Source organism: Geodermatophilaceae bacterium NBWT11, from assembly GCA_014218215.1.
GTDB lineage: Bacteria > Actinomycetota > Actinomycetes > Mycobacteriales > Geodermatophilaceae > Klenkia.
The window spans coordinates 3,547,944-3,574,480 of the sequence record CP043652.1 but is presented as its reverse complement, the minus strand read 5'-3'; the positions used below and the strand labels follow the sequence as shown (position 1 = coordinate 3,574,480).

Annotated in this window: 25 protein-coding genes, 1 tRNA gene and 2 pseudogenes; 9 read left to right on the top strand and 19 right to left on the bottom strand. The window is 74.9% G+C overall.

Annotation, left to right across the window (positions count from 1 at the left end; genetic code table 11):
- Window positions 1-3: 3 nt before the first annotated feature.
- The 6 genes from F1C76_17340 to F1C76_17315 form a co-directional block, all read right to left on the bottom strand.
- Entirely contained in the window at window positions 4-342 is a 339-nt protein-coding gene (locus F1C76_17340; protein QNG38098.1) for a cytidine deaminase, read from the bottom strand.
- A 6-nt stretch (window positions 343-348) separates the two neighbouring features.
- Window positions 349-1,680, bottom strand: a complete 1,332-nt coding sequence (locus F1C76_17335; protein QNG38097.1) for an HlyC/CorC family transporter — start codon at window positions 1,678-1,680, stop codon at window positions 349-351.
- A complete protein-coding gene (ybeY, locus tag F1C76_17330; GenBank protein ID QNG38096.1) occupies window positions 1,677-2,168 on the bottom strand; it encodes an rRNA maturation RNase YbeY in 492 nt (163 codons plus the stop codon). Before ybeY ends, F1C76_17335 begins: the two co-directional genes overlap by 4 nt.
- 2 nt (window positions 2,169-2,170) lie before the next feature.
- Window positions 2,171-3,139 (bottom strand): PhoH family protein, encoded by a 969-nt coding sequence (locus F1C76_17325; protein QNG38095.1) that lies wholly within the window; start codon window positions 3,137-3,139, stop codon window positions 2,171-2,173.
- 244 nt (window positions 3,140-3,383) lie between these two features.
- Entirely contained in the window at window positions 3,384-4,235 is an 852-nt protein-coding gene (locus F1C76_17320) for an enoyl-CoA hydratase/isomerase family protein (protein QNG38094.1), read from the bottom strand.
- A gap of 29 nt (window positions 4,236-4,264) precedes the next feature.
- On the bottom strand, window positions 4,265-4,600 hold the full coding sequence (locus F1C76_17315) for an HIT domain-containing protein (GenBank protein ID QNG39334.1): 336 nt from the start codon (window positions 4,598-4,600) through the stop codon (window positions 4,265-4,267).
- A 147-nt stretch (window positions 4,601-4,747) separates the two neighbouring features.
- On the opposite strand from F1C76_17315, the gene F1C76_17310 reads away from it, so the two are divergent.
- From F1C76_17310 to F1C76_17295, 4 genes are all read left to right on the top strand, one after another.
- Window positions 4,748-5,677 (top strand): putative selenate ABC transporter substrate-binding protein, encoded by a 930-nt coding sequence (locus F1C76_17310; GenBank protein QNG38093.1) that lies wholly within the window; start codon window positions 4,748-4,750, stop codon window positions 5,675-5,677.
- On the top strand, window positions 5,674-6,420 hold the full coding sequence (locus tag F1C76_17305; protein QNG39333.1) for an ATP-binding cassette domain-containing protein: 747 nt from the start codon (window positions 5,674-5,676) through the stop codon (window positions 6,418-6,420). Before F1C76_17310 ends, F1C76_17305 begins: the two co-directional genes overlap by 4 nt.
- Entirely contained in the window at window positions 6,417-8,012 is a 1,596-nt protein-coding gene (locus tag F1C76_17300) for an ABC transporter permease subunit (GenBank protein QNG38092.1), read from the top strand. The genes F1C76_17305 and F1C76_17300 overlap by 4 nt, the downstream gene beginning before the upstream one ends.
- 142 nt (window positions 8,013-8,154) lie before the next feature.
- Window positions 8,155-8,697, top strand: coding sequence for a hypothetical protein (locus F1C76_17295; protein QNG38091.1), 543 nt, complete (start codon window positions 8,155-8,157; stop codon window positions 8,695-8,697).
- 54 nt (window positions 8,698-8,751) lie between these two features.
- Here the strand turns inward: F1C76_17295 and F1C76_17290 are convergent, their stop codons facing one another.
- From F1C76_17290 to hrcA, 3 genes are read right to left on the bottom strand one after another with little or no spacing between them, the layout of a single operon-like run.
- Window positions 8,752-9,519 carry a 16S rRNA (uracil(1498)-N(3))-methyltransferase gene (locus F1C76_17290; protein ID QNG38090.1) on the bottom strand — a complete coding sequence of 256 codons (768 nt, stop codon included), beginning with the start codon at window positions 9,517-9,519 and terminating at the stop codon, window positions 8,752-8,754.
- Between the two features lie 2 nt (window positions 9,520-9,521).
- On the bottom strand, window positions 9,522-10,661 hold the full coding sequence (gene dnaJ, locus F1C76_17285) for a molecular chaperone DnaJ (protein QNG38089.1): 1,140 nt from the start codon (window positions 10,659-10,661) through the stop codon (window positions 9,522-9,524).
- Window positions 10,662-10,676: 15 nt separating this feature from the next.
- On the bottom strand, window positions 10,677-11,723 hold the full coding sequence (hrcA, locus tag F1C76_17280) for a heat-inducible transcriptional repressor HrcA (GenBank protein QNG38088.1): 1,047 nt from the start codon (window positions 11,721-11,723) through the stop codon (window positions 10,677-10,679).
- Between the two features lie 185 nt (window positions 11,724-11,908).
- Here hrcA and F1C76_17275 point away from each other — a divergent pair, with 185 nt between their 5' ends.
- The gene (locus tag F1C76_17275) at window positions 11,909-12,232 is read left to right on the top strand and encodes a type II toxin-antitoxin system VapB family antitoxin (GenBank protein QNG38087.1); all 324 of its coding nucleotides are present in this window, start codon (window positions 11,909-11,911) and stop codon (window positions 12,230-12,232) included.
- Between the two features lie 65 nt (window positions 12,233-12,297).
- On the opposite strand, the pseudogene F1C76_17270 reads toward F1C76_17275, so the two are convergent.
- The 5 genes and pseudogenes from F1C76_17270 to F1C76_17250 all read right to left on the bottom strand — a co-directional run bounded on the left by F1C76_17270 (window position 12,298) and on the right by F1C76_17250 (window position 16,697).
- A pseudogene (locus tag F1C76_17270) lies at window positions 12,298-13,183 on the bottom strand (DUF559 domain-containing protein).
- Between the two features lie 157 nt (window positions 13,184-13,340).
- A complete protein-coding gene (locus F1C76_17265) occupies window positions 13,341-13,946 on the bottom strand; it encodes a response regulator transcription factor (protein ID QNG38086.1) in 606 nt (201 codons plus the stop codon).
- Entirely contained in the window at window positions 13,943-15,052 is a 1,110-nt protein-coding gene (locus F1C76_17260) for a sensor histidine kinase (GenBank protein ID QNG38085.1), read from the bottom strand. Before F1C76_17260 ends, F1C76_17265 begins: the two co-directional genes overlap by 4 nt.
- Before the next feature lie 17 nt (window positions 15,053-15,069).
- Window positions 15,070-15,813 (bottom strand): ABC transporter permease, encoded by a 744-nt coding sequence (locus F1C76_17255; GenBank protein QNG38084.1) that lies wholly within the window; start codon window positions 15,811-15,813, stop codon window positions 15,070-15,072.
- Window positions 15,810-16,697: an ABC transporter ATP-binding protein gene (locus F1C76_17250; GenBank protein QNG38083.1), complete on the bottom strand. Its 888-nt coding sequence runs from the start codon at window positions 16,695-16,697 to the stop codon at window positions 15,810-15,812. Before F1C76_17250 ends, F1C76_17255 begins: the two co-directional genes overlap by 4 nt.
- A 101-nt stretch (window positions 16,698-16,798) precedes the next feature.
- On the opposite strand from F1C76_17250, the gene recQ reads away from it, so the two are divergent.
- Window positions 16,799-18,613, top strand: coding sequence for a DNA helicase RecQ (gene recQ, locus F1C76_17245; protein ID QNG39332.1), 1,815 nt, complete (start codon window positions 16,799-16,801; stop codon window positions 18,611-18,613).
- Here the strand turns inward: recQ and F1C76_17240 are convergent.
- Window positions 18,610-19,784: pseudogene (locus tag F1C76_17240) on the bottom strand (coproporphyrinogen III oxidase). The gene recQ and the pseudogene F1C76_17240 sit on opposite strands and share 4 nt — an antisense overlap.
- 97 nt (window positions 19,785-19,881) lie before the next feature.
- Between F1C76_17240 and F1C76_17235 the strand changes: the two are divergent.
- Window positions 19,882-20,643 carry an enoyl-CoA hydratase gene (locus F1C76_17235; protein ID QNG38082.1) on the top strand — a complete coding sequence of 254 codons (762 nt, stop codon included), beginning with the start codon at window positions 19,882-19,884 and terminating at the stop codon, window positions 20,641-20,643.
- Between the two features lie 200 nt (window positions 20,644-20,843).
- Here F1C76_17235 and F1C76_17230 read toward each other — a convergent pair whose 3' ends face one another.
- The 4 genes from F1C76_17230 to F1C76_17215 all read right to left on the bottom strand — a co-directional run bounded on the left by F1C76_17230 (window position 20,844) and on the right by F1C76_17215 (window position 24,465).
- Window positions 20,844-21,281, bottom strand: a complete 438-nt coding sequence (locus F1C76_17230) for a GNAT family N-acetyltransferase (protein QNG38081.1) — start codon at window positions 21,279-21,281, stop codon at window positions 20,844-20,846.
- Window positions 21,282-21,334: 53 nt separating this feature from the next.
- On the bottom strand, window positions 21,335-23,080 hold the full coding sequence (selB, locus tag F1C76_17225) for a selenocysteine-specific translation elongation factor (protein QNG38080.1): 1,746 nt from the start codon (window positions 23,078-23,080) through the stop codon (window positions 21,335-21,337).
- Window positions 23,071-24,351, bottom strand: coding sequence for an L-seryl-tRNA(Sec) selenium transferase (locus tag F1C76_17220; protein ID QNG38079.1), 1,281 nt, complete (start codon window positions 24,349-24,351; stop codon window positions 23,071-23,073). The genes selB and F1C76_17220 overlap by 10 nt, the downstream gene beginning before the upstream one ends.
- Window positions 24,352-24,369: 18 nt before the next feature.
- Window positions 24,370-24,465, bottom strand: a tRNA-Sec gene (locus tag F1C76_17215).
- A 27-nt stretch (window positions 24,466-24,492) separates the two neighbouring features.
- Between F1C76_17215 and selD the strand changes: the two genes are divergently transcribed.
- Both selD and F1C76_17205 read left to right on the top strand, forming a co-directional pair.
- Window positions 24,493-25,494 carry a selenide, water dikinase SelD gene (gene selD, locus F1C76_17210; protein QNG38078.1) on the top strand — a complete coding sequence of 334 codons (1,002 nt, stop codon included), beginning with the start codon at window positions 24,493-24,495 and terminating at the stop codon, window positions 25,492-25,494.
- Between the two features lie 41 nt (window positions 25,495-25,535).
- On the top strand, window positions 25,536-26,501 hold the full coding sequence (locus F1C76_17205) for a zinc-binding dehydrogenase (protein ID QNG38077.1): 966 nt from the start codon (window positions 25,536-25,538) through the stop codon (window positions 26,499-26,501).
- Window positions 26,502-26,537: the final 36 nt, after the last annotated feature.

The following is a 26,537-nucleotide window of genomic DNA, read 5'->3' as shown; positions in this document are numbered from 1 at the left end:
TCGTCAGGAGGTGGCGACGAGGGTGCCGTCGGGGGCGGCGAGGTGGACCGGCGCGGCGGCGGTGAGGTCGTGCACGGCGGCCAGCCCGGCCGGCTCCACCTCGCCGGCGGCGCTGACCACGGCCGCGGCCTCCAGGCCCTCGACGCCGCTGCTCACCGCGGCCGCGACGGCGCCCTGCAGCGCCGACAGCTGCAGCGAGGGCAGGGACACGGTGGCGGCCAGGTAGGTGCGGCCGTCGGTGTCCCGGACGGCGGCCCCCTCCGGCGCACCGGTGCGGCCGCGGGCCGACCGGGCGAGGGTGACGAGCTTGGCGTCCTCGGGCTGCAGTGCGGGTGCGCTCACGGGCGGTCAGCCTTCCACGACGAGCGGCGGCTCGGCGCGGGCGGGCTCGGTGGACTCGGCCGGGTCGTCGTCGGTGACGCGGCAGACGAGCATGGTGTCGATCTGGTTGCGCCGTCCGCCGGTGCTCTCGGCGACCAGCCGCAGGCCGCCGACGACGGCCTCGGAGCCCTCGATGGGCACCCGGCCGATCTCCCGGGCCAGCAGGCCGCCGATGGTCTCGACGTCGTCGTCGTCGGGCAGCTCGACCCGGAACAGGTCGGCGAGGTCCTCGACCGGCAGCCGGGCGATGACCCGGTAGGAGCCGTCGGGCAGCTCCTCGATCGGCGGCCGCTGGACCGTGTCGTGCTCGTCCTGGATCTCCCCGACGATCTCCTCGAGGATGTCCTCGATCGTGAGCAGTCCGGCCGAGCCGCCGTACTCGTCGACGACCACGGCCATGTGGATGCGGCGGGCCTGCATGTCGCGCAGCAGGACGTCGACGGGCTTGGACTCCGGGACGAAGGAGGCCGGTCGCATGACGTCCTCGACGCGCTGCTTCCCGCCGTCCCCACTGCCCTGGGTGCGCTTGACCAGGTCCTTGAGGTAGACGACGCCGACCACGTCGTCGACGTTCTCCCCGATGACCGGCAGCCGGCTGAACCCGCTGCGCAGCGCGAGCGCCAGGGCCTGCCGCAGCGTCTTGGTCTGCTCGATCCAGACCACGTCGGGGCGGGGCACCATGACCTCACGGGCGATGGTGTCCCCGAGCTCGAAGACCGAGTGGATCATGTTGCGCTCGCCGGACTCGACGACGCCGCGTTCCTCGGCCATGTCGACCAGCTCGCGCAGCTCGACCTCGGTGCTGAACGGGCCGTCCCGGTAGCCGCGACCGGGGGTGATCGCGTTGCCCAGCAGGATCAGCAGGGTGGAGACCGGCCCGAGGACCCTGCCCAGCAGCCGGGTGAGCCCGGCGGCGCGCAGCGCGACCGGGTAGGCGTGCTGGCGGCCCAGGGTGCGCGGGCCGACGCCGATCAGCACGTAGCTGACCACCGTCATGACCGCGGCCGCGGTGACCACACCGGCCCCGACACCGTCGAAGACGACGAACAGGATCACCGCGATCAGCACGGCGGCGGTCATCTCGCAGGCGATCCGCAGCAGGAGCAGCAGCGAGACGTGCCGCGGCCGGTCGTCGACGACCTCCAGCAGCACCCCGGCCCGGGCGACGCCCTCGCGGCGCATCTCCTCCACCCGGGCCCGGGAGACCCGGGCCAGGGCGGAGTCGACGGCAGCGAACAGCCCCGCGACCGGGACCAGCAGGACGGCGATCACCAGGAGGGTGACCGCGGTGGCGCTCATCGCTCGGGGAGGGCTTCGCCCGTGACCTGGTGCCGGGGAGCGGACCGGAACCCCTCGAGGAGGGAGGACTGGAGACCGAACATCTCCTTCTCCTCGTCGGGCTCCATGTGGTCGTAGCCGAGCAGGTGCAGCACGCCGTGCGTGGCCAGCAGCAGCAGCTCGTCGTCCATGGTGTGCCCGGCCGCGCGGGCCTGGCGGATGGCGACCGCGGGGCACAGCACGACGTCGCCGAGCAGCTCGGGGCCGGCCTCGGGGTCGTCGGGCCGGGCGGTGTCCAGCTCGTCCATGGGGAAGGCCAGCACGTCGGTCGGGCCCTTCTCGCCCATCCACCGCTCGTGCAGGCTGGCCATGTGGTCCACGTCCACGCACAGCACCGACAGCTCGGCCAGCGGGCTGACGTCCAGCTCGCCCAGCACGTAGCGGCAGACGCCGGTCAGCGACGTCTCGTCGACGGCGATCTCGGACTCGTTGGCGACCTCGACGGCCACGGTCAGCTCCCCTTCTGCCGGCGCGGGCCGGGGCTGCGCACCGGGTCGGGGCGGGTGGCCTGGACGGTGTCCCAGCGCTCGTAGGCGTCGACGATGTCCCCGACCAGCCGGTGCCGGACGACGTCGGAGCTGGTGAGCAGGGAGAAGTGCACGTCGTCGATGCCGGTGAGGATCTCCCGCACGACCCGCAGCCCGGACGGCGCACCACCGGGCAGGTCGACCTGGGTGACGTCGCCGGTGACGACCATCTTGGAGCCGAACCCGAGCCGGGTGAGGAACATCTTCATCTGCTCGGCGGTGGTGTTCTGCGCCTCGTCGAGGATCACGAACGCCGAGTTCAGCGTGCGCCCGCGCATGTAGGCCAGCGGGGCGACCTCGATCGTCCCGGAGGCCATCAGCCGCGGGATCGACTCGGGGTCGACCATGTCGTGCAGCGCGTCGTAGAGCGGCCGCAGGTAGGGGTCGATCTTCTCGCTGAGCGTGCCGGGCAGGAAGCCCAGCCGCTCGCCGGCCTCGACCGCGGGGCGGGTGAGGATGATCCGGTCGACCTGCTTGGTCTGCAGGGCCTGCACGGCCTTGGCCATCGCCAGGTAGGTCTTGCCGGTGCCGGCCGGGCCGATCCCGAAGACCACGGTGTTCGCGTCGATGGCGTCCACGTAGTGCTTCTGGTTCAGCGTCTTGGGCCGGATCGTGCGACCACGCCGGTTGATGATGTCCAGGCTGAGCACCTCGGCGGGCCGGGCGCTCTCCCCGCTGCGCAGCATCCCGACGACCCGGCGCACGGAGTCCGGGCGCAGTGCCTGACCGGTCTGCAGCAGGGCGATGAGCTCGTCGAAGACGCGGACGGCGAAGGCGTTGTCGGCGGGCTGCCCGGTCAGCGAGATCTCGTTGCCGCGGACGTGGACGTCGGCGGCCAACTCGCTCTCGACCAGTCGGAGGAGCTCGTCGGCCGAGCCCAGCAGGCCGACCATGGAGATCGACTCGGGGACGGTGATGGAGGTGCGGACGGGCTCTGCGGCTGCCGTGGCAGGTGCGGTACCGGCGTCACCGTGACCTGCGGCGCGCGCCGAGGCCTCTCGGGACGCGCTGGCACCGGGCTGCGGGGCGCTCGGTGAGGTGTCGGGCAAGAACGCTCGACCCTGCCTTCCTGCGACGGGGGTGGGAACGCAGCGAGCGTACCCGCGCGACGGGTCCGGGGCTCCCCACTTCCGCCACTCACCGGCCCTGGTGGGTGGCCTTCCCGGGACCGTCGGTCAGGAAGGAGGCGACCGCACCGCGCAGGTCCGCGGTCCCGAAGAGCGCACCGGACACCGCGGGGACGACGGCGTCGGCGGCCCGCACGCCCTCCCGGGCCGCCGTCGCGACCAGGGTCTTGGTGGCCGCGTGCGCCACGGTCGGGCCGGCGGCGACCCGGCGGGTGAAGTCCCGCGCGGCCTCGGCGAAGCCCTCCACCGGCAGCACCCGGTTGACCACGCCCCAGGTCTGCAGGGTCGCGGCGTCGTACCGGTCGCCGGTGAACACCAGCTCCTTGGCCCGGGCGGTGCCGGCCCGCTCGGCCAGCCGCTGCGGCCCGCCCATCGAGGGGGTCAGCCCCACGACGATCTCGACCAGCCCGAAGGACGCCTTCTCAGTGGCCAGCAGCACGTCGCAGGCCAGCGCCAGCTCGAACGCCGCGGTCAGCGTGAGCCCGTGCGCGGCGAACACGGTGGGGACGGGGAGGTCCTCCAGCGTCTGCACGGTGCGCAGCAGCCGCTTCCACAGCCAGCCGCCGACGGCCGTGGGGTCGGGGCCGTTCGCGATGTCGGAGAACAGCTGCACGTCCACCCCGCCGGAGACGATCTTCCCCTCGGCACGCACGAGCACCGCCCGCGCCCGGTCGGCCCGTCCCGGCGCGGTGAGCTCGGCCAGCTCGTCCACGCAGGTCTCCAGCGCGTCGAACGTGGAGTCGTGGAAGAGGTTCAGCGGCGGGTCGTCCAGCACGAGGACGGCGACGTCGCCGTCCCGCTCGATCCGGACACCGGGCGACGGGGTGGACGGGGTGGCGGGGGCTGCGCTGCTCTCGGTCACCCGCGCATCGTGACACCCGCCCGGGGTGCTCAGCCGGGGGGCCAGGCCAGGTCGCGGCCGCCCAGGACGTGCAGGTGCACGTGGTGCACGCTCTGCCCGGCGGCGGGGCCGGTGTTGGCGACCAGCCGGTAGCCGGGTTCCGCGCCGTCCGCGGTGGCCAGCCCCTCCTGCACGGCGACGGCGTGCGCGGCGGCGACCACCTCGGCCAGCAGGCCCGGGTCGGCGCCGACCAGCAGGCCCGCGGTGGCGTGGTGGTCCTTCGGGATCACCAGCACGTGGGTGGGCGCCTGCGGGTTGATGTCCCGGAAGGCGAACGTCCGGTCGGTCTCGTGGACGACGTCGGCGGGGATCTCCCCGGCGACCATGCGGCAGAACAGGCAGTCGGTCACAGGCCCGGACCCTAGGGACCGGGCAGCGGACGGCGCCAGCCCGGAGGATGGGACCCACACCCCCACCCCCGCAGGAGGCACCGTGACCACGCCCGCTCCCCCACGTCCCACCGGTCGGTCGTAGTGACCGTGCACCGCGCCGCCCGGTCGGGTGGTCCCGCTCTCGTGAACCGTCGCTCCTTCCTCGCCGGCACCGGCCTCGCCCTCACCGCCGCCCTCGCGGCCTGCGGAGGGCGCGAGTCCCCCGTCTCCAGCAGCTCCCGCGGGTCGCTGACCATCAGCGCGATCCCCGACCAGGACCCCGAGGTGCTCGCCCGCCTCTACGGCGCCGTCGCCGACTCCGCCTCGGCCGCCCTGGACCTCGACGTCGCCTACGAGCCGGTCACCGACTACGCCGCGGCCGTCTCGCTCTTCCGCACCGGCGACCTCGACCTGGTGTGGTTCGGCGGCCTGACCGGCGTGCAGGCCCGGCTGCAGACCCCTGGCGCCGTCCCGGTCGCCCAGCGCGACATCGACGAGGACTTCCACTCCGTCTTCGTGGTCAACGCCGCGACCGGGCTGGCGCCGTCCGACGACCTCGCCCCGCTGGCGCCGCTGCGGTTCACCTACGGCAGCGAGACCTCGACGTCGGGTCGGCTGATGCCCGCGTACTACCTGCAGGAGGCCGGGGTCGACCCGCAGGGCTTCCCGGGTGGACCCGGCTTCTCCGGCTCGCACGACGCGACGCTGGCCCTGGTCGCCTCCGGCAGCTACCAGGCCGGCGTGCTCAACGAGCAGGTCTGGACCTCCCGGCAGGCCGAGGGCACCGTCGACCCCGCCGTCGTGCTGTACGCCCGCAGCCCCGGCTACCACGACTACCACTGGCTGCTCGGCCCGCAGGCGGTCGACCGGGTCGGGGACGACCTCCCCGACCGGGTGCTCGACTGGCTCACCGGGCTGCCCGTCGACGACGAGGTGCTCGAGCTGTTCGGCGCCGGGTCGTTCATCCCGACCGAGGCCGCGAACTACGACCAGATCGAGGAGATCGGCCGCGACCTGGGGCTGGTGAACTGACCGCCGTCCTGCAGCTGGACGAGGTCACGGTCACCCTCGGCCGCACCACCGCGCTCGCCGGTGTGGACCTCACGGTCCGCGCCGGTGAGCGGGTGGCGGTGGTGGGGGCGTCCGGGGCCGGCAAGTCCACGCTGCTCGCCGTCGCCAACGGCAGCGTCGTCCCCACGGCCGGGGGGGTGCAGGTGCTCGGCACCGACCCCGCCGGGCTGACCAGTGCCGCGCTGCGCCGGCTGCGCGCCCGGGTCGGCACGGTGCACCAGCACCTGGAGCTGGTCGGACCGCTGCGGGTCGTGCACAACGTCAACGCCGGCCGGTTGGGCCGCTGGTCGGCCGGCCGTGCGGCCTGGTCGCTGGTCCGACCGCAGGGGGTCGGGGAGGTGGTCGCCGCCCTGGACCGGGTGGGGCTGGCCGACCGGGTCTACGACCGCACCGAGCGGCTGTCCGGGGGGCAGCAGCAGCGGGTGGCACTGGCCCGGGTGCTGGTGCAGCGCCCGGAGCTGGTGCTCGCCGACGAGCCGGCCTCCGCCCTGGACCCCGCGCTGGCCGACACCGCGCTGGAGCTGCTGGGTGAGCTCGCCGCCGACACCGGGGGTGCGCTGGTGGTCTGCCTGCACGACCCGGCGCTGGCGCTGCGGCACTGCGACCGGGTGGTCGGGCTGGCCGCCGGCCGGGTGGTGCTCGACGCCCCCGCGACCGAGCTGACCCTGCCCGCCCTGGAGGCGTTCTACGGCGTGACCCGGTGACCGCTCCGGCACTGCGCCGGGACCGGCGGCGGTGGACGTGGGGGGTCGGTGCGCTGGTCGTGCTGGCCTGGTCGCTCGCTGGGGCGGGTGTCTTCTCCGGCGAGGTGCTCAACCCGGCCGGCCTGGCCCAGTTCGGCCGGTTCGCCGTCGGCGCCCTCCACCCCGCGCTGGACGCCGACCTGCTGGTCGTGCTCGCCCGGGCCGCGCTGGTCACCGTCGCCTACGCCGCACTCGGCGCCGGGCTGGCTCTCGCGCTGGGCGCGCTCGGTGCCGTGGCCGTCGCCCGCACCACGTGGGGACGACGGCGCCTGGGGTGGACGCTCACCCGTGGCGCGCTGGCCGTGCCCCGCGGGCTGCACGAGGCCGTCTGGGGCCTGCTGCTGGTGAACGTGCTGGGGCTGGACCCCTGGGTGGGCGTGCTGGCCATCGGCATCCCGTACGGCGCCGTGACCGCCAGGGTGTTCGCCGACCTGGTCGACGAGGTGCCCCGCGGCAGCCACGACGCGCTGCGTGCCGCGGGTGCCACCCGCACGACCGCGGTGGTCTACGGGCTGCTGCCCGCGGCGTCGGGCGGGCTGCTGTCCTACGCCTTCTACCGGGTGGAGTGCGCGGTGCGCTCGGCCGTCGTCCTGGGGCTCATCGGGGCCGGCGGGCTGGGCTACGAGCTGCTGCTGTCGTTCTCCTCGTTGCGCTGGCCCCAGGTGTGGACGGCGGTCTACGCGATCGCGGGGCTCTGCCTGCTGGCCGACGTGGCCGGCCGGTCGGTGCGCCGCCGGGTGGCCTCCCCCGTGCCCGCCGCGGCCGGGGTGCTCCGCCGCGACCCGGTGGTCACCGGGGCGGTGCTGGGCACGGTCGCCCTCATCGGCTGGTCGGCCTGGTACCTGGCCCTGGACGCGGCCACCCTCGTCGGCCCGCGGGCCCGAGAGCAGCTGGGCTACGTGCTGGGTGCCGCGTGGCCGCCCGCCACCGACGGCGACCTGCTGCGGCGGGTGCTGGTGCTCTCGGTGGACACCGTGCAGATGTCGGTGGTCGCGATCGCGGTGGCCCTGGTCGGGTCGGTCGCGCTGGCCGGGCTCGCCGCCCACCCCGGCCCCGAGGCGGGGATCGGCCGGCGGGCGGCCGGGGTCGTCGTCCGGCTCGCGCTGGTGCTGCTGCGCGCGGTGCCGCCGCCGGTCTGGGCGCTGGTGCTGCTGTTCGTGTTCCTGCCCGGCGTGCTGCCCGGGGCCCTGGCGCTGGGCGTCTACACCCTGGGCGTGCTGGGCCGGCTGACCGCCGAGGCCACCGAGTCCCTCGACCCGCGCCCCCGGGCCGCGCTCACCGCGCTGGGCGCCCGGCCCGCCGGGGCGTGGCTGGTGGGCACCGCCCCCCGGGCGGTCGGTCCGGTGCTGGCGTTCGCGCTCTACCGGTGGGAGGTCGCCATCCGCGACGCGACCCTGGTCGGGCTCCTCGGCGCCGGCGGCATCGGGGTCCTGCTGTCGGCCGAGATCTCCTCGTTCGACTGGCCGGCCGTGGCCACCGTGCTGGCCGCGATGGTGCTGCTGACCTGGGCCGTCGACCTGGTCAGTGCCCGCGCGCGGGAGGCGGTCCGCTAGCTCCAGCTACCTCAGGGGCGTGCGACACGCGGTTGAGAGAGCCGGTCACCCATCTGAGTATCGAGACACTGCAGTACTTGACCCGCGCCGCGCAGCAGCACACAGTGACGCCGACATCCACTGGTGAACACGGGGCAGCACTGTGCGCAAGACCATCTACTCGCTTGCCGTGGCCGGAACAGCTGTTGTGCTCTCGGCTTGCTCCGGTCAACCGGCGGCGTCCATCGAGGCGGCTTCGCCACCTGCCGTGACCCCTGTCTTCGTGGGCCCGTCCGGGATGGCAGTCGAGGAGGAGATCAGTTCGGGTCAGGCTGTGGACCTCCAGGAAGCGGCTGCGGTTCAGGCTGCCGCCGACGCTGCGGCCGCCGAGAGCCAGCGCCTGGCCGACGAAGCAGCCGCCCGAGCCGAGGCTGAAGAGCAGGCTGCGGCCGAAGAGGCCGCCGCGTCTTCGTCCGACGACGAGGGTGACTTCGACGACGGGTACGTCACCGACGGCCTGGAGAGCGCCTGTGCTCAGGGCACAGCTTCCATCGAGGAGTGCTTCGGCCCAGGCTCCGACCTGAACGACAACGGCGTGGCCGACGTCAACGAGACCGAGTACGAGCCGGAGGCCACCGAGCCCGACTACCCGGTCATCTCGTGTGACGTCCTCCCCGACGGAACGCCCATCTGCGAGGGTGGTTGACCTCCGAGTCCCGGCGATGAGCACCCGAAGCGCGCGTACCCGAAGGGCGGTCCGCTAGCTCCAGCGGGTGCGGGCTGCCAGCGCGGCCAGCGCGGCGGCCCCGGCGGTCGAGGTGCGCAGCACCTCGTCCCCGAGCCGGACGACCACCGCGCCGGAGGCCCGGAAGGCCACCGCCTCGCCGTCGGAGATGCCCCCCTCGGGGCCCACGATCACCGCGACCGCCCCGGTGCTGGGGACGTCGATGGCGGAGAACCGCCGGGTGGCCTGCTCGTGCAGCACCAGCGACAGGTCGACGTCACCGAGCAGGCCGCAGACCTGGCGGGTGGTCATCGGGTCGGTGACCACCGGCACCCGCGGACGGCGGGCCTGCTTGCTGGCCATCCGGGCCGCCGAGCGCCACTTGGCCAGGCCCTTGTCGACCCGGTCCTCCCGCCACTTCGTCACACACCGGGACGCCGACCACGGCACGATCCGGTCGACCCCCAGCTCGGTGGCCAGCTCCACGGCCAGCGGGCCGCGGTCGCCCTTGGGCAGCGCCTGCACCAGCACCAGCTCCGGCTGCGGTGCGGGCACCTCGTGGCGGGCGGTGACCTCGACCCGCAGACCGGCCGGCCCGGCTGCGACCACGACGCCCTCGACCAGGGTGCCCTCGCCGTCCCCGACCCGGACCCGCTCACCGGCGACCAGCCGGAGCACCTCGACGGCGTGCCGGCCCTCGCCGCCGTCGACCAGCACCTCGGGCGTCTCGGGCAGGGCGTCGAGCAGGAACAGCGGGGTGCCGTCCAGCGGCGGTACGGCGGTGTCGGTGACGACCTCGCTCATGCTCAGCGACCGTTGAACGCGTCGCGCACCCGGGAGAACAGCCCGTTGTGCTGGGCGCGGCTGGCCTCGGGGTGGTCCTCCCCGCGGACGGCGGCGAGCTTGCGGAGGAGCTCCTCCTGCTCGTCGTCGAGCCGGGTCGGCGTCTGCACGTCGATGTGCACCATCAGGTTGCCGCGGCCGGTGGCACGCAGCCGGGGGGCGCCGTGCGCGCGCAGCGTGAGCACCGAGCCCGACTGGGTGCCGGACTTGACGGTCAGCGGCTCGTCGCCGTCCAACGTCTTCAGCGTCAGGGTGGTGCCCAGGGCGGCCGCGGTCATCGGCAGGGTGACCCGGCAGTGCAGGTCCTCGCCGTCCCGGGTGAAGACGTCGTGCGGGCGCTCGTGCACCTCGACGTAGAGGTCGCCGGCAGGACCGCCACCGGGGCCGACCTCGCCGTGCCCGGAGAGCCGGATCCGCATGCCGTCCTCGACCCCGGCGGGGATCTTCACCGGGATGGTGCGACGGGCCCGGACCCGGCCGTCGCCGGCGCACTGGGGGCAGGGCTCGGGGATGACCTGGCCGGTGCCGGCGCAGGTGGGGCAGGGCCGAGAGGCCACGACCTGGCCGAGGAAGGAGCGCTGCACGCTCTGCACCTCACCGCGCCCGGCGCAGGTGTCGCAGGTGCGCGGGTGGGTGCCCGGCGCGGTGCCGGCCCCGGTGCAGGTGGTGCACAGCACCGCGGTGTCCACGGTGATGTCGGTGGTGGTGCCGAAGACGGTCTCGTCGAGGTCGAGGTCGACCCGGATGAGCGCGTCGCCGCCGGCCCGGGTGCGGCTGCGCGGCCCGCGGGTGGCGCCACCACCCCCGAAGAAGGCGTCCATGATGTCGCCGAGACCGCCGAAGCCGGCCCCGCCGCCGAACGGGTTGCCCCCGCCGCCGCCACCGGTCTCGAAGGGGTCACCGCCGAGGTCGACGATGCGCCGCTTCTCCGGGTCGGTGAGCGCCTCGTAGGCCCGGCTGACCTGCTGGAACTCCTCCTTGGCCCCGGGGCTGGGGTTGACGTCGGGGTGCAGGTCGCGGGCCTTGCGGCGGTACGCGCGCTTGATGTCCGCGTCGCTGGCCCCCGCGGAGAGGTCCAGCACGCCGTAGTAGTCCGTTGCCATGCTTCTTCTCAGTCCTCAGCTCTCGGCCAGCAGTTGGCCGACGTAGCGGGCCACGGCTCGTACCGCGGCCATGTTCCCCGGGTAGTCCATCCGGGTGGGCCCGACGATCCCCAGCCCGCCGAGCGCCAGGTCGCCGGTGCCACCGACCGACCCGTAACCCACCGAGACCACGGACGCGCCCGTCAGCCCCTCGTGCTCGTTCTCCTCGCCGATGCTCACCAGCACGGTGCTCGGCGCGACCTCGCCCATCAACCGGAGGACGACGACCTGCTCCTCCAGCGCCTCGAGCAGCGGACGCAGGCTGCCCGGGAAGTCCAGCGCGCCCCCGCGGGCGAGGTTCGCCGTGCCCCCGACGAGCAGCCGGTCCTCGCCCGGCTCGACGAGGGTCTCCACCAGGGTGGCACTGACCGCCGCCACCAGCCCGCGCAGGTGCGGCGGGGCGGTGTCGAGCAGGTCGGCCACCTTCAGCGAGGCCTCGGCGAGCTTGGCGCCGACGAAGGCCCCGTTGAGCAGGGTGCGCAGCTCGGCGACCGGGTCGGACCCGGCCGGGGCGTCGAGCACCGGCGGGACCTCGATGGAGCGCTGCTCCACCCGGCCGGTGTCGGTGATGAGCACCACCAGCAGCCGGGTGCTGGCCAGCTGCACGACCTCCAGGTGCCGGACGGCGGAGCGGGCCAGCGTCGGGTACTGGATCACCGCGACGTTCCGGGTGAGCTGGGCCAGCAGCCGGACCGTGCGGCCCAGCACGTCGTCGAGGTCCAGCGCGCCGTCCAGGAACCGCTCGACCGCGCGCTTCTCCGCCGCCGACAGCGGCTTGACCGCCGAGAGCCGGTCGACGAAGAACCGGTAGCCCTTGTCGGTGGGCACCCGGCCGGCGCTGGTGTGCGGCTGGGTGATGTACCCCTCCTCCTCCAGCACGGCCATGTCGTTGCGGATCGTGGCCGGGGAGACCCCCAGGTCGTACCGGGCCGCCAGGGCCTTGGAGCCGACCGGGTCGTTGGTCGACACGTAGTCCTGGACGATCGCCCGCAGCACCTGCAGGCGGCGTTCGTCGTGCGCCACGTCGAACCCCTCCCTCGCTGCCGGACTGGCACTCCCCGACGCTGAGTGCCAGCGCTCAGCATACGACCGGGCGACGACACCGCCGGTGCACCCGAGGCGCTCCCGGGAGTGCCGGACCGGGCGCACTAAGGTGGTCGGCGGTCGAGTGCTCCGGGTCACGGAGCCGCGTCGGGAGGAGTCGGGCACTGATCTTCAAGGCGGTGCGCGACGGACGTCCCTACCCCGACCACGGCTTCTCCACCCGGGACTGGGCGATGATCCCGCCCCGGCAGATCCGGCTGGACACCCTGGTCACGACCAAGCGGACCCTCGAGCTCGACGCCCTGCTGGCCGACGACTCGACGTTCTACGGGGACCTGTTCCCGCACGCCGTCCAGTGGCACCGCGAGCTGTTCCTGGAGGACGGCCTGCACCGCGCCCTGCGCGCGGCCCTGCAGCAGCGCAACGTGATCCACGTCCGTGTCCTCGACCTGGACAGCCTCATGCCGGGCGCCCCCGCACCCCAGTAGGCCCGGGCGCGAGTGCGTCCGCAGGCCGGTCTCCGCGGCGCGAAGGCCGCGCCCGGCAGCACTCGTCACACCGCTGCGGCCTGCGCCATCGCCGCGGCGATGCGGAGCAGCAGCCGCTGCGGGTCGTGCAGGTCGGTGGCGGTGACGAAGAAGACCCGCCACCCTGCGGCTTGCAGGGCGTTGAGCCGTCGACGGTCCCGGGCCAGCCGGTGCACGTGTCCGGCGCCGTCGTACTCGACGGCAAACCGGAGCCCGGGCCAGCCGAAGTCGACCCGCGCGACGAAGCGGCCCCGCTGGTCGAACACCTCGTGCTGGGCGGTCGGCGCCGGCAGCCCACTGGCCAGCAGCAACAACCGCACTCTGGTCTCCGGTGGCGACGCGGCCAGCCCGTCGGCGGCGTCGGCAGCTGCCCGCACGCGAGCGGATCCCCGGCCCGTCCGCTCAGCCGACTCGGCACGGATCGCCCGGAGGCCGGTGAGACCGGCCGCGACGAACTGGTCGAGCACCTCGACGGCGGCGGCATGCGGGAGCTCCCCGGCGAGGTCGCAGGCCGTCGTCGATGGAGCAGTGACCCGGATCCCGTTCCACCAGCTGACGGCTCGGCGGGGCAGGTCGCGCCGGCGCACGCGTACCCCGACCGGAGCGCACCCCCCCGCGACCGCGCGGCACGGTCACCTCGACGGGCTCACCGGTGTCCGGTCCGAGGTCCACCCCGCAGACCCGGGCAGCGGTGCGGCCGCTGACGACCGCTCCGGGCAGGAGCACGAGGGCGGCCCGGGCGCGGACCGGCAGGTCGACCGGCGTGCCGGCCGCCACGTAGACGTCCCGGAAGAGCCGCACCCAGCCCGGTCCCGCCAGTTCGTGCCGGGTCAGCAGGCCGGCGGCGGTGGCGGCGGTCCCCCGGAAGGGGACCGACCCCAGCTCGGGGACGACGCGGGGGACTCGAGGCATGCCGGCGACGTTCGCGGCTCCGGGCGGCACGCGTACCGCGTCGTCCCCACCAGGCGACCCCGTCCACAGACCACCGGCGCCCCTTGCGCCCCCACGACGTCCGTGCTGTCCCAGGCCGTTCTCCGAGGGCCGAGAGCGGCCTGGCAACGCACGCGGGTCAGAGCCAGCCCTTGTCCGCGGCGACGCGCGCGGCCTCGACGCGCGTACGGGCGCCGGTCTTGCCGATCGCGTTGCTCAGGTAGTTGCGCACCGTGCCCTCGGACAGGAACAGCCGGCCGGCGATGTCGGCGACCGTGGCGCCGTCGGCGGCGGCGCGCAGGACGTCGGCCTCCCGGGCCGAGAGCGGCGTGGCGCCCAGGGCGAGCGCGGCGGCGGCGAGGTCCCGGTCGATCACCCGCTCCCCCGCCACCACCGACCGGATGGCGGCGGCCAGCTCGGCGACGGGTGAGTCCTTGACCAGGAAGCCCTGGGCACCGACCTCCATCGCCCGGCGCAGGAAGCCCGGCCGGCCGAACGTGGTGAGCACGACCGCCTTGACCGAGGGCAGCTCGGCGGCCAGGTCGCGGGCGGCCTCGATGCCGTCCTTGCCGGGCATCTCGATGTCCAGCAGCGCCACGTCCGGGGTGTGCTGCCGGGCGGCGTCGAGCACGAGGTCGCCCCGACCGACCTCGGCGACCACGGTGATGTCGGGCTCCAGCTCCAGCAGGGCGCGCAGGGCCCCGCGGACCAGCTGCTGGTCCTCGGCGAGCAGCACCCGGATCACGCGGTCACCTGCGCGGGCACCAGCGGGACCGTGGCGGCGAGCCGGTAGCCGCCGCCGTCGGCCGCGCCGCCGACGAGAGTGCCGTCGACGGCGGTCGTCCGCTCCCGCAGGCCGAGCAGCCCCGACCCGGGCGCGGTGTCCTCGGCCGGGCCGCGGCCGTCGTCGGTGACGGTCAGCGTGGCGCTCACGCCGTCCTCGGTGAGCGTGACCACCACCCGGCGGGCGCCGCTGTGCCGCAGCACGTTCGTCGTGGCCTCGCGGACCACCCAGCCCAGCGTCGCGTCGACCGGGCCGGGCAGCACCGGGACCCGCTCGGGGCCGCGGAAGGAGATGCCGGCCCCCGACAGCGCAGCGCGCGCCTCGGCCAGCGCCTGTGCGCAGTTCACCTGGCGGTAGCCGCTGACGGCGTCGCGGACCTCGGCCAGAGCGCGCCGCGCGGCGGTCTCGACGTCGGCCATCTCGGCCGCCGCGCGCACCGGGTCGGCGCCGGCCAGCCGCCGGGCCAGCTCGCTCTTGAGCGCGATCAGCGACAAGGAGTGGCCGAGCAGGTCGTGCAGGTCGCGGGCGAAGCGCAGCCGCTCCTCGGCGACGGCGTTGCGGGCGAGCTCCTCGCGGGCCTCGCGGAGCTCGGCGTTGACCACGATCAGGTGCCGGGTGCCCCACAGGGTCGCCGCGGTCAGCGGGCAGAGCACCGGCAGGAACAGCGACGTCCAGTCCTGCCAGGACACGATGACCACCAGCGAGGCCAGCGTCGCCGCGCCGGTCACCGGCCAGACCAGCCGGTGCGGCAGCGAGGCCGCGGCTGCCGCCGAGACGTAGATCCACAGCCCCGCGTAGCTGGTGCCCAGGCCGGCGGACAACGCCAGCGCCAGGACGACGACCACGACGAAGTCCGGCCGCACCCCGGTCGGGCGGGCGAAGCGGCCCAGCACGCTCAGGTAGGCACCGGTGAAGGCGATCAGCGCCACCGCGATCACCAGCCGGGCGGCCAGCGGACGGGGCGTGCCCACCAGGTCGAGCACCGGGAAGACCTGGAAGACCAGCCACGGCACCGACCAGGCCAACCGCCGCCACAGGGGCGGCCGGACGTCCTCGAGGGGCTCCACGGGGGTCAGTGTCCCGCTCAGCCGGCGACGGCGTGCAGCGGACGGCGCGAGGCCACCGCGAGCGCGGCCACGGCGAACAGCGCGGTGAACCCGGCGAGCACCACCGCGGCCAGCAGCGGCTGGCCACCGACCACCACGTCGCGACCCAGCTCGCCGTACCAGTAGGAGGGGGTCGCGTGGGCCACCAGCTCCAGGCCGGCGGGGAAGAGCCAGACCGGGATCCACAGCCCGCCCAGCGCCGCCAGCACCACCGAGAGGATCCCGATGGCGGCCCCGGCGGCCTTCTCCTCCAGCGCCAGGCCCAGCAGCATGCCCAGCGCCACGAAGGCAGCCGAGCCCAGCCACAGCACCCCGAGCAGACCCAGCCAGGTGCCCAGCCCCAGCTGGACGTCGTTGACGAACCGGCCGACCAGCGCGACGACGACGAGGCTGGGGAGCACCAGCACCATCCCGACGGCGACGTCGACGGCCACCACGGTCCGGCCGGGGATCGGCAGCACCCGAAGCTGGCGCAGCCAGCCCGAGGCCCGGTCGAAGGAGAGCCGGATGGTGGCGCCCAGCGCCGCACCCAGCCCGCCGTAACACATCATCGAGACCATGTAGTCGCGCGCGTAGTCCTGGTACTCCGCGGCGCTGACGGCCTGCCCGCCGAAGACCTTGGTGAAGAAGACGGTGAACAGCGCCGGCAGCAGGACGGTGAAGAACAGGTACTGCCAGGAGCGGGTGACCCGGCGCAGCTGGAAGAGGAACAGGTCGGTCATCGGGTGCCTCCGGTGAGGGTGAGGAAGGCCTGCTCGAGGCTGGCGCCCCGGACCTCCAGGTCGGGCAGCCGGTCGCGGGTGGCCAGCAGTGCGCGCAGGGTGGCCTCGGCGTCGGTGGTCGCGAGCTCGACGACCCCGCCGCTGCCGCCCACGGCGGTCACCCCGGGCAGGCGGTCGAGCCCGGCGCGGTCGGGGCAGGAGAAGCGCACGGTGCGCCCGGCGATCCCGGACTTGACCTGCGCGGAGGTCCCGTCGGCCACGATGCGGCCGCCGTCGACGACCACCACCCGGTCGGCCACCGCGTCGGCCTCGTCGAGGTGGTGGGTGGCGAAGACGACGGTGTGCCCGCGCTCGGCCAGCGAGCGCATCGTCGTCCAGAAGGCTCGGCGGCCCTCGACGTCCATCGCGCTCGTGGGCTCGTCCAGGACCAGCAGGGGCGGTGTGCCCGCGAGGGCCAGGGCGAGCAGCACCCGCTGCCGTTGACCGCCGGACAGCGCCTCGGTGCGCCGGTCGAGCAGACCGTCGATGCCGGTGGTGGCCACCAGGTCCGCGAGCGGCCAGGGGTCGGCGTACCGGCCGGCGACCAGCCGCAGCACCTCCCCCACGCGCGCCTCGCTGGGCAGCCCGCCGTGCTGCAGCATCGCGCCGACCGACCCGGTGCGGACGGCATCCTGCGGGTCGCGGCCCAGCAGCTGCACGGTGCCCGCGGTGGGCCGGAACAGCCCCAGCGCGGCGTTGACCGCCGAGGACTTGCCGGCGCCGTTGGGGCCCAGCAGCGCCACGGTCTCCCCGCGGGGGATCTGCAGGTCCAGGGCGTGCACGGCGGTCGTGGCGCCGTAGGTCACGGTGAGGCCCCGGATCTCCAGGGCGGGTGTCTCGGGCATGCCCCGAGCCTGGCCGGGTGGGGTGCCCCGGCGACAGTGCGAGACGTCGTCCACACCCTCTGACGGATGTCAGACCGTCCCCCTACCCTCGGCTCGTGACCCTGGCGACGGACCCTGCCCTCGAGGTGTTGAGCCGGGTCTTCGGCTACGACGCCTTCCGTGGCCCGCAGCAGCAGGTGGTCGAGCACGTGGTCGCCGGCGGGGACGCCCTGGTGCTGATGCCCACCGGCGGCGGCAAGTCGCTCTGCTACCAGGTCCCGGCGCTGCTGCGCGAGGGCGTGGGCGTCGTCGTCTCCCCGCTGATCGCGCTGATGCAGGACCAGGTCGACACCCTGCAGGCCCTCGGCGTCCGGGCGGGGTTCCTGAACTCCAGCCAGGACCGGGACGAGCGCAGGACCGTCGAGCAGGCCTTCCTCGCGAACGAGCTCGACCTGCTCTACGTGGCCCCGGAGTCCCTCGGTGGCGGCAACTCCCCCACCTCCCGGCTGCTGGAGCGCGGCACGATCGCGCTGTTCGCCATCGACGAGGCGCACTGCGTCGCCCAGTGGGGCCACGACTTCCGCCCGGACTACCTGGCGCTGTCGATGCTGCACGAGAAGTGGCCCGACGTCCCCCGCATCGCGCTCACCGCGACGGCCACCCCGCGCACGCACGCCGAGATCAGCACCCGGCTGCAGCTGGACGACGCCCTGCACGTGGTCGCCGGGTTCGACCGGCCGAACATCCAGTACCGGATCGCGCCGAAGAACGAGCCGCGCAAGCAGCTGCTGGACCTGCTGCGCACCGAGCACCCCGGCGACGCGGGGATCGTCTACTGCCTGTCCCGCTCCTCGGTGGAGACCACGGCGGACTTCCTGGTCAAGAACGGGATCGCCGCCCTGCCGTACCACGCCGGGCTGGACCAGCGGGTGCGGGCGCAGAACCAGTCCCGGTTCCTCCGCGAGGACGGCCTGGTGATGGTCGCGACCATCGCCTTCGGCATGGGCATCGACAAGCCCGACGTCCGCTTCGTCGCCCACCTGGACCTGCCCAAGTCGGTGGAGGGCTACTACCAGGAAACGGGCCGGGCCGGCCGCGACGGGCTGCCCTCGACCGCGTGGCTGGCCTACGGGCTGGCCGACGTCGTCCAACAGCGCAAGATGATCGAGGGCTCGGACGGCGACCTCGCCCACCGCCGGGTGCTCTCCGCGCAGCTGGACGCGATGCTCGCGCTCTGCGAGACGGTGGAGTGCCGACGGGTGCGGCTGCTGGCCCACTTCGGGCAGCAGAGCGAGCCGTGCGGCAACTGCGACACCTGCCTGGTCCCGCCGGAGTCCTGGGACGCGACCGTCCCGGCGCAGATGCTGTTGTCGACGGTGCTGCGGCTGCAGCGCGAGCGCGGCCAGTCCTTCGGCGCCGGGCAGTCGATCGACATCCTGCTGGGCAAGCGCACCGAGAAGGTCACCGCGAACTCCCACGACGAGCTGACCGTCTTCGGCATCGGCACCGACCTGGCCGAGGGGCAGTGGCGCGGCGTCGTCCGGCAGCTGCTCGCCCAGGGGCTGCTGGCGGTGCAGGGCGAGTACGGCACCCTGGCGCTCAACGAGGCCAGCGGGCCGGTGCTGCGCCGCGAGCAGACCGTCCTGATGCGCCGCGAGCCCGACCGCCCGGTGCGGTCGCGGTCCTCCCGCTCGACCAAGGCCGCGGTGGACCTGCCGGCCGCGGCGGCCCCGGCGTTCGAGCGGCTGCGCGCCTGGCGGGCGGCCACCGCCAAGGAGCAGGGCGTGCCGGCCTACGTGGTCTTCCACGACGCGACGCTGCGCCAGATCGCCACCGACGAGCCGGCCGACGTCGCCGCCCTGGGCACGATCAGCGGGGTGGGTGCGGCCAAGCTGGAGAAGTACGGCGACCAGTTGCTGGAGGCCCTGCGGGGTTAGTCGGTCAGGTCGCGGACGACGGCGTCGGCCAGCAGCCGGCCGCGGTCGGTGAGGACGGCGCGGCCCTCGGCGTGCGGGCCCCCCTCCAGGAGACCCTGCGCCACTGCGCCCGCGGCGCGGGCCCGACCGACGTCGGACAGCGCGTCCAGCGGCAGGCCGTCGCGCAGCCGGAGACCGAGCATCACCCGCTCCAGCGCACGGTCGGCGGCCGTCAGCTGTTCGGCGTCCGCCGCCGGGTGTTCACCGGCGGCCAGCCGCCCGGCGTAGGCCGCGGGGTGCTTGACGTTCCACCAACGGAGCCCGCCGACGTGGCTGTGCGCACCCGGCCCGATGCCCCACCAGTGCGCGTTGGCCCAGTACAGCTCGTTGTGCCGGCAGCGCGCGGCGTCCCCGCGGGCCCAGTTCGACACCTCGTACCAGTCCAGCCCGGCGCCGCGGAGCACCCGGTCGGCCTGCTCGTACCGGTCGGCGAGCACGTCGTCGTCGGGCATCGGCAGCTCGCCCCGGGCCACCCGGCGGGCCAGCTTGGTGCCCTGCTCGACGATGAGCGCGTAGGCGCTGACGTGGTCGACGGGGGCGTCCAACACGGCCTGCAACGACAGGTCCCAGTCGGCGTCGGTCTCCCCGGGGCGCCGTAGATGAGGTCGAGGTTGACGTGCTCGAAGCCGGCGGCGCGGGCCTCGCGCGCGGCCTCGGCGGCGCGTCCGGGGGTGTGCCGGCGGTCGAGGACGGCGAGCACGTGCGGTGCGGCGGACTGCATGCCCAGGCTGATCCGGGTGAAGCCACCGGCGCGCAGCACCGCGAGGGACTCCGGGGTGACCGACTCGGGGTTGGCCTCGGTGGTGACCTCGACGTCCTCGGCGACCGGGAAGAGGTCCCGGGCCCGGTCGAGCACGGCGACCAGGTCGGCCGCCGGCAGCAGGGTCGGGGTGCCGCCGCCGACGAAGACCGTGCTGATCGTCGGCGGGGTGGGGCCGAGCACCCGCGCGGCCAGCTCGACCTCGGCGATGGCGGTCGCGGCGTACTCGCTGCGGTTGGCGCCCGGGCCCAGCTCGTCGGAGGTGTAGGTGTTGAAGTCGCAGTAGCCACAGCGGGTCGCGCAGAACGGGACGTGCAGGTAGAGCCCGAACGGCGTCGTCGGCAGCTCCGCGCGGGCGGCGTCGGAGAGCATCGCCGGGCCGGGCGGCAGGACGGGGGTCTGGCCCAGGACGGGCAGGGTGGTGGTCATCGCTGGGCCCAGTGTCCCCTCCCCCGGCAGGATGGGTCGCGTGACCGACTCAGTGCTGCACGTCGAGGTGTCCCGCGGCGTCGCCACCCTCACCCTGGACTCCCCCGCGAACCGCAATGCCCTCTCCCGGGCCATGCGGGCGCAGCTGCGGCAGGCGCTGGCCGATGCGCTGGCCGACGACGCCGTCCGGGTCGTCGTGCTCGACCACACCGGCCGGGTCTTCTGCTCCGGGATGGACCTGTCCGAGGCCACCGGCGGAGCGGCCGCCGACCAGGGGGTCAACGAGTTCCCCGAGCTCCTGGCCACGCTCTGGCACTCCCCCAAGCCCGTGCTCGCCGCCGTCCGCGGTCCGGCCCGGGCCGGTGGGGTGGGCCTGCTCGCGGCGTGCGACGTCGTCGTGGCGGGCGCGTCGGCCACGTTCGGGTTCGCCGAGGTGCGGATCGGCGTCGTCCCCGCCGTCATCTCCGCGGTGTGCCGCCCGCGGATGACGGCGCACACCGTGCACCGGCTGATGCTCACCGGCGAGGTGTTCGACGCGGCCACCGCCGCGCAGGCCGGCCTCGTCGACCTCGCCGTCGCCGACGACGCGGTGACCGACACCGTCTTGGCGCAGGTGCAGGCGTTGGCGGCCGGCGCCCCGCTCGCGCTGGCCGAGACCAAGCGGCTGCTGCGCTCGGGCACCGAGCTGGACTTCGAGCCGCTGCTGGCGACCTCGGCCCGGTTCTTCGCCTCCGCCGAGGGCCAGGAGGGCATCGCGGCGTTCCGGGAGAAGCGCCCGGCGTCCTGGGTGCCCACCGACTGACCCTTGCCCTGGGGCGGCGGCAGCGGGACCCTGCGGGCATGAGCGAGGACCCGCGGGCGGCGTTCCGCACCCTGCCCGGCCCGGTGCACCCCGAGGAGCTGGTCGAGACGTCCGCCGCGCCCCCGGCCGTCCCGGTCCCCGACGAGGGCGAGCTCGAGCGGGCCTGGCGCACCACGCTGCTGGGCAGCGGCGGCTGAGCCTCAGTCCAGCCGGCGCACCAGGTAGCGGACGTCGTCCACTGCGTCGCGTTCCACGCCGTCCGCGTCGGTGTAGGAGTACGCATCGGCGTAGGCCAGGCCGGTGTCGAGGAACCCCAGCCGGAGGTAGAGCCGGGCAGCGTCCGGGTTGTCCGAGCCCACCCCGATGCCAATGCGTGCATGTCCGGCTGCGGAGGCGCGCGTGCAGGCGTCCTCGACCAGCTCGGTGCCGTGTCCGCTCCCCCGCTCGTCGGGGTGCACCTGCAGGTTGCTGAGCTCGGGCATCCCGGGCCACCGTTCGGCGACGACGGCGTCGCGCGGCGCCCAGCGGAGCAGCCCGGTGCCCACGACCCGCCCGCCGACCTCGGCGACCAGCAGCAGACAGGAGCCCTCGGCCTGAGCGGCGAGGTGCGCTGGGTAGACGTCAGCCGGTGCGGCCATCGCACGCGTCAGTGAGTCGGCCTCAGTAGGTGCACCGAGCCGGACGACAGTCCTCAGCGCAGCCGCCGGGTCGCGTCGCCGAGGCGCACGGTGACCCCGCGGGCATCCAGCCACTCGGCCAGCGGGACGGCGACCCGGCGGCTGGTGCCCCACGCCTGCTTCGCCTGGCTGAGGGTGAAGGGCTGGGGCACGGCAGCCAGCGCCGTCCGGGCCCGCTGCTCGACGCCCGGCGCCAGGTAGACGCCGTCGGCGATCCGGACCAGCTGCCCGTCGCGCACGGCCGCGGCCAGCTCGCGCGCACCGAGCCCGGCGGCAGCGAGCGCCTCGGTGTCCGGAGCCGCGAAGGGTTCGGCGGCCAGCCGGGCGAGGATCCCCGTGACCGCTCGCTGCACCGGCTCGGGCAGACCGGAGTCCGCGGCCACCACCCGGCCGTCGCGCAGGGTCAGCGGGGCCCGCACCAGCCCGGCCACCAGCTCGGCGTCGGGCAGGTCCAGTGCGCTGCGCAGCACCGCGGTCGGCGGGCCGGGCTCCAACGGGCGCAGCTGGCGGTACCGGGCGACGACGGCGGGCACCCGGGCGGCCAGCTCGTCGGCGAGGCCGGGTGCGAGCAGCCAGCGGCCGACGGTCGTCGCACCCTCGGGCACCGGCCAGCCCATCGCCTCGAACTCGGCGCGCACCACCACCCGTCGGCGGGTGAGATCGGCGAGCGCGCCGGCCTCCGCGGTGTCCGAGGCCGCGAGGTCGCCGGCCCGGGCGGCGGCGGCCCCCCGGCGGCGGAGCGCGGGCGGGTCGACGTCCCGGACGTCCGCGCCGTGCACCCGGCGGGCACCGGGGTCACGCAGGATCAGCCGGTCACCGACCCGCAACGGCAGGGGGTGCACCAGCCGCAGCCGCAGCGCAGCGTCGTCCAGCGGCCGGACCCGGGCGGCCACGGTGGCCGAGCCGACGTGCACCACCAGCTGGGCGGGCAGCCGGTCCTCGACCGGGTGCACCAGGGTCACGTCGAGCTCGTCGGTCTCGCGGAACGCCGCCGGGGTGAGCAGTGCGTCGCCCCGGGACAGGTCCTCCACGGCGACCCCGCGCAGGTTCAGTGCCACCCGGGCGGTCGCGCTCGCCTCCTCGACCGGCTCGCCCAGGGAGTGCAGACCCCGCACGGCGACGTCCCGCCCACCGAGCACCAGCCGGTCGCCGGTGCGCACCGTGCCGGCGGCCAGCGTGCCGGTGACGACGGTGCCGGCGCCGCGGATGCTGAACGCCCGGTCGACCCAGAGCCGGACCGGCGCGGTGGTGTCCGGCGCGGGCAGCCCGGCGAGCAGCTGCTCCAGGGCCGCGGCGACGGCCGGGACGCCGTCCCCGGTGCGGGCGCTGACCGCGACGCCGGGCACCTCCCCGAGCGAGGTCTCGGCCAGCCGGGCACGTGCGTCGGCGAGCACCGGCGCGGGGTCGCCCAGGTCGGCCTTGGTGACCACCAGCAGCCCGTGCCGCACGCCGAGGGCGTCGAGGACCGCGACGTGCTCGGCGGTCTGCGCGCTCCAGCCGTCGTCGGCGGCGACCACGACCAGCGCGGCGGGCACCGAGCCGACCCCGGCGAGCATGTTCCCGACGAACCTCTCGTGGCCGGGGACGTCGACCACGGCCACCGTGCGGCCGGAGTCCAGCGTCGTCCAGGCGAACCCGAGGTCGATGGTCAGCCCACGGCGACGCTCCTCCTCCCACCGGTCGGGCTCCATGCCGGTCAGCGCCCGGACCAGCGTCGACTTGCCGTGGTCGACGTGCCCGGCGGTGGCGACTACCTGCACGCGAGCACCGCTGCGACCAGGGCCTCGTCGTCGGCCGGGTCGAGGCTGCGCAGGTCGAGCAGGGTGCGGCCCTCGGCGGTGTAGCCGACGACCGGCGGGCTGCCGTGCCGCAGCGGCTCGGCGAACGACGCCGGCAGCGAGACCGCGACGCTGGGCAGCTCGAACTCCGGCGCCCCTCCCCCGCCGACGCGGGCGCCCGCCTCGACCACGAGCGCATCGCCGCTCAGGGCCGCGACCACCGCCTCGGCCCGGGTGCGCAGCTCGGACACGTCGACGACGAGCATCCGCTGCACCGGTGGCTGCGGGCCGCGCAGCGTGGCCTCCAGTGCGGCCAGCGTCGTCTTGTCCACCCGCAGTGCCCGGTAGAGCGGGTGCCGGCGCAGCCGCTGGACCAGGTCGGCCCGGCCCAAGACCAGTCCGGCCTGCGGACCGCCGAGCAGCTTGTCCCCGCTGCACAGGACCAGGTCCGCGCCGTCGGCGAGGGTGGTCTGCAGGTCGGGCTCGTCGGGCAGCGCGGGGTGCGGACGCAGCAGTCCCGAGCCGACGTCGGCGACCACCGGCACGTCGACGGCGGCGGCCAGCTCGGCGACCTCGACCGACCGGGTGAAGCCGCGGACGACGAAGTTCGACGGGTGGATCTTCAGCACTGCACCGGTCTGCGGCCCGACCGCCGCGGTGTAGTCGTCGACGGTGACCCGGTTCGTCGTCCCCACCTCGCGCAGGCGCGCGCCGGTGGACTCCAGCAGGTCCGGGATGCGGAACCCGTCGCCGATCTCCACCAGCTCACCGCGGGCCACGACCAGCTCACCGCCGAGCGCGGTGGCGACGAGGGCGAGGGCGGCGGCGCAGTTGTTGACCACGATCGCCGCCTCGGCGGCCGGCACCGCGGCCAGCAGGGCACCGATCGCGCCCTCCCCGCGCGGCCCGCGGCGGCCGGTGCCGAGGTCCAGCTCGACGTCGGTGGTGCCGCTGGCCGCGACGACCGCCTCGACCGCGGCCGCCGACCACGGGGCCCGGCCGAGGTTGGTGTGCACCAGCACCCCGGTCGCGTTGAGCACCCGGTGCAGGCTGGACGCCGTCCCGGGCAGGGCGGCCAGCACCGCGTCGGCGGCGTCGTCCGGCGGCAGGTCACCGGTGCGCACCCGCTGCTGCACGTCCTGGACGACGGCCTTGACCAGGTCGCGGCCGAGCCGGTCGGCGGCGGCGGCCACCCGGGGCTCGGCGAGCAGGGCGTCGGTGCGCGGCACGAGGCGGCGGGGGTCGGTCGTCATCTCTCCCGGGGTGGGCTGTGGCGGAGGCGGACGGGAATCGAACCCGCCTGACCCGGGTACCGGGCCACGTCGGCTTTAGAGGCCGCGGGGGTCACCAGACACCCTGACGCCTCCACTGCTGAGAGTACGTACGGTCGGGTCATGACGGCGACCGCGATCCGGCTGACCCAGTTCGCCCACGGCGGGGGCTGCGCCTGCAAGATCCCGCCCGGTGAGCTGGAGGCCGTCGTCGCCGGCCTCACCCACACCGGACCCACCGACCCCTCCGCCGAGCTCGTGGTCGGTCTGGACGACGGCGACGACGCGGCGGTGGTGCGCATCGCCGGCGGGCAGGGCCTGGTGCTCACCACCGACTTCTTCACCCCCGTGGTCGACGACGCGTACACCTTCGGGAGGATCGCCGCGGCCAACGCGCTGAGCGACGTCTACGCCATGGGCGGCACCCCGGTGGTCGCGGTGAACCTGCTGGGCTGGCCCCGTGACGTGCTGCCCGTCGAGCTGGCCGCCGAGGTGCTCCGCGGCGGGCTGGAGGTCGCCCAGGCCGCCGGCTGCCACGTCGGCGGCGGGCACTCCATCGACTCCCCCGAGCCCACCTACGGCATGGCGGTCACCGGCCTGGTCGACCTGGAACGGCTGATCCGCAACGACGCCGCCGTGGCCGGCACCCCGATCTCGCTGACCAAGGCCCTCGGCGTGGGCACCCTGAACAACCGGATGAAGGCCACCGGGGAGCCCTCCCCGGAGGCCATCGACTCGATGTCCCGGCTGAACGCCGAGGCGTCGGTCGCCGCGGTCGCCGCCGGGATCCGGGCCGGCACCGACGTCACCGGGTTCGGCCTGCTCGGCCACCTCTACAAGATGGCCCGGGCCAGCGGGGTCACCGCGGTGGTGGACGCTGCCGCCGTGCCCTACCTGGCCGGCGCCCGGCAGTCCGTCGCCGACGGGTACGTCTCCGGCGGCACCCGCCGCAACCTGGACTGGGTGCGCCCGCACACCGACCTCACCGCCTGCTCCGAGGACGACGCGCTGCTGCTCGCCGACGCGCAGACCTCCGGCGGGCTGCTGCTGGCCGGTGAGGTGCCCGGCGCCCCGGTGATCGGGGAGTTCGTGCCCGCCCAGGAGCACGCCGTCGTCATCAGGTGACCCACGTCGCACCAGGTCGGGCCGGGCGTTAGCGTCGGGCCATGCTGGCAGCCTTCGTGTCCACCCCGTCCCCCGACGACCCGCTCTCGGTGCTGGAGGTCGGCGAACGCCCGGCCCCCGAGGCCCCCGACGGCTGGGTGACGATCGACGTCAAGGCCGCCTCGCTCAACCACCACGACGTCTTCAGCCTGCGCGGGGTCGGCCTGCCCGCGGAGAAGATGCCGATGATCCTGGGCTGCGACGCCGCGGGCACCGACCCCGACGGCAACGAGGTCGTCGTGCACGCGGTCATCAGCTCCCCCGACTGGCGGGGCGACGAGACACTGGACCCCAAGCGCTCGCTGCTGAGCGAGAAGCACCAGGGCACGCTGGCCCAGCAGGTCGTCGTCCCCCGCGGGAACGTGCTGCCCAAGCCGGCCGAGCTGTCCTTCGCGGAGGCCGCCTGCCTGCCCACCGCCTGGCTGACCGCCTACCGGATGCTGTTCGTGAAGTCCGGCCTGCGCCCGGGGCAGACCGTGCTGGTGCAGGGCGCCTCCGGCGGCGTGGCGACGGCGCTCATCGTGCTCGGCTCGCACGCCGGCTTCCGGGTGTGGGTGACCGGGCGCAGCGAGGACAAGCGCGCCGCAGCCGTCGCGCTCGGCGCCGACCAGGCCTTCGAGACCGGCGCCCGGCTCCCCGGCCGGGTCGACGCGGTCATGGAGACCGTCGGCAAGGCCACCTGGTCGCACAGCGTCAAGTCCCTCAAGCCCGGTGGCACCCTCGTCGTCTCGGGTGCCACGACCGGCTTCGACCCCTCCGCCGAGCTCAACCGGGTCTTCTTCACCCAGCTCTCGGTGGTCGGTTCCACCATGGGCACCCGCACCGAGCTGGAGTCCCTGATCCAGTTCTGCGCCACCTCCGGCGTCCGCCCGCTCATCGACGTCGAGATGCCGCTGGCCGATGCCCGCGACGGCTTCGCCCGGATGGTCGAGGGCCGCACCGCCGGGAAGATCGTCTTCACCGTCTGACCCCTGAGCGTTGATCAGGGTCCCTGATCAACGTGC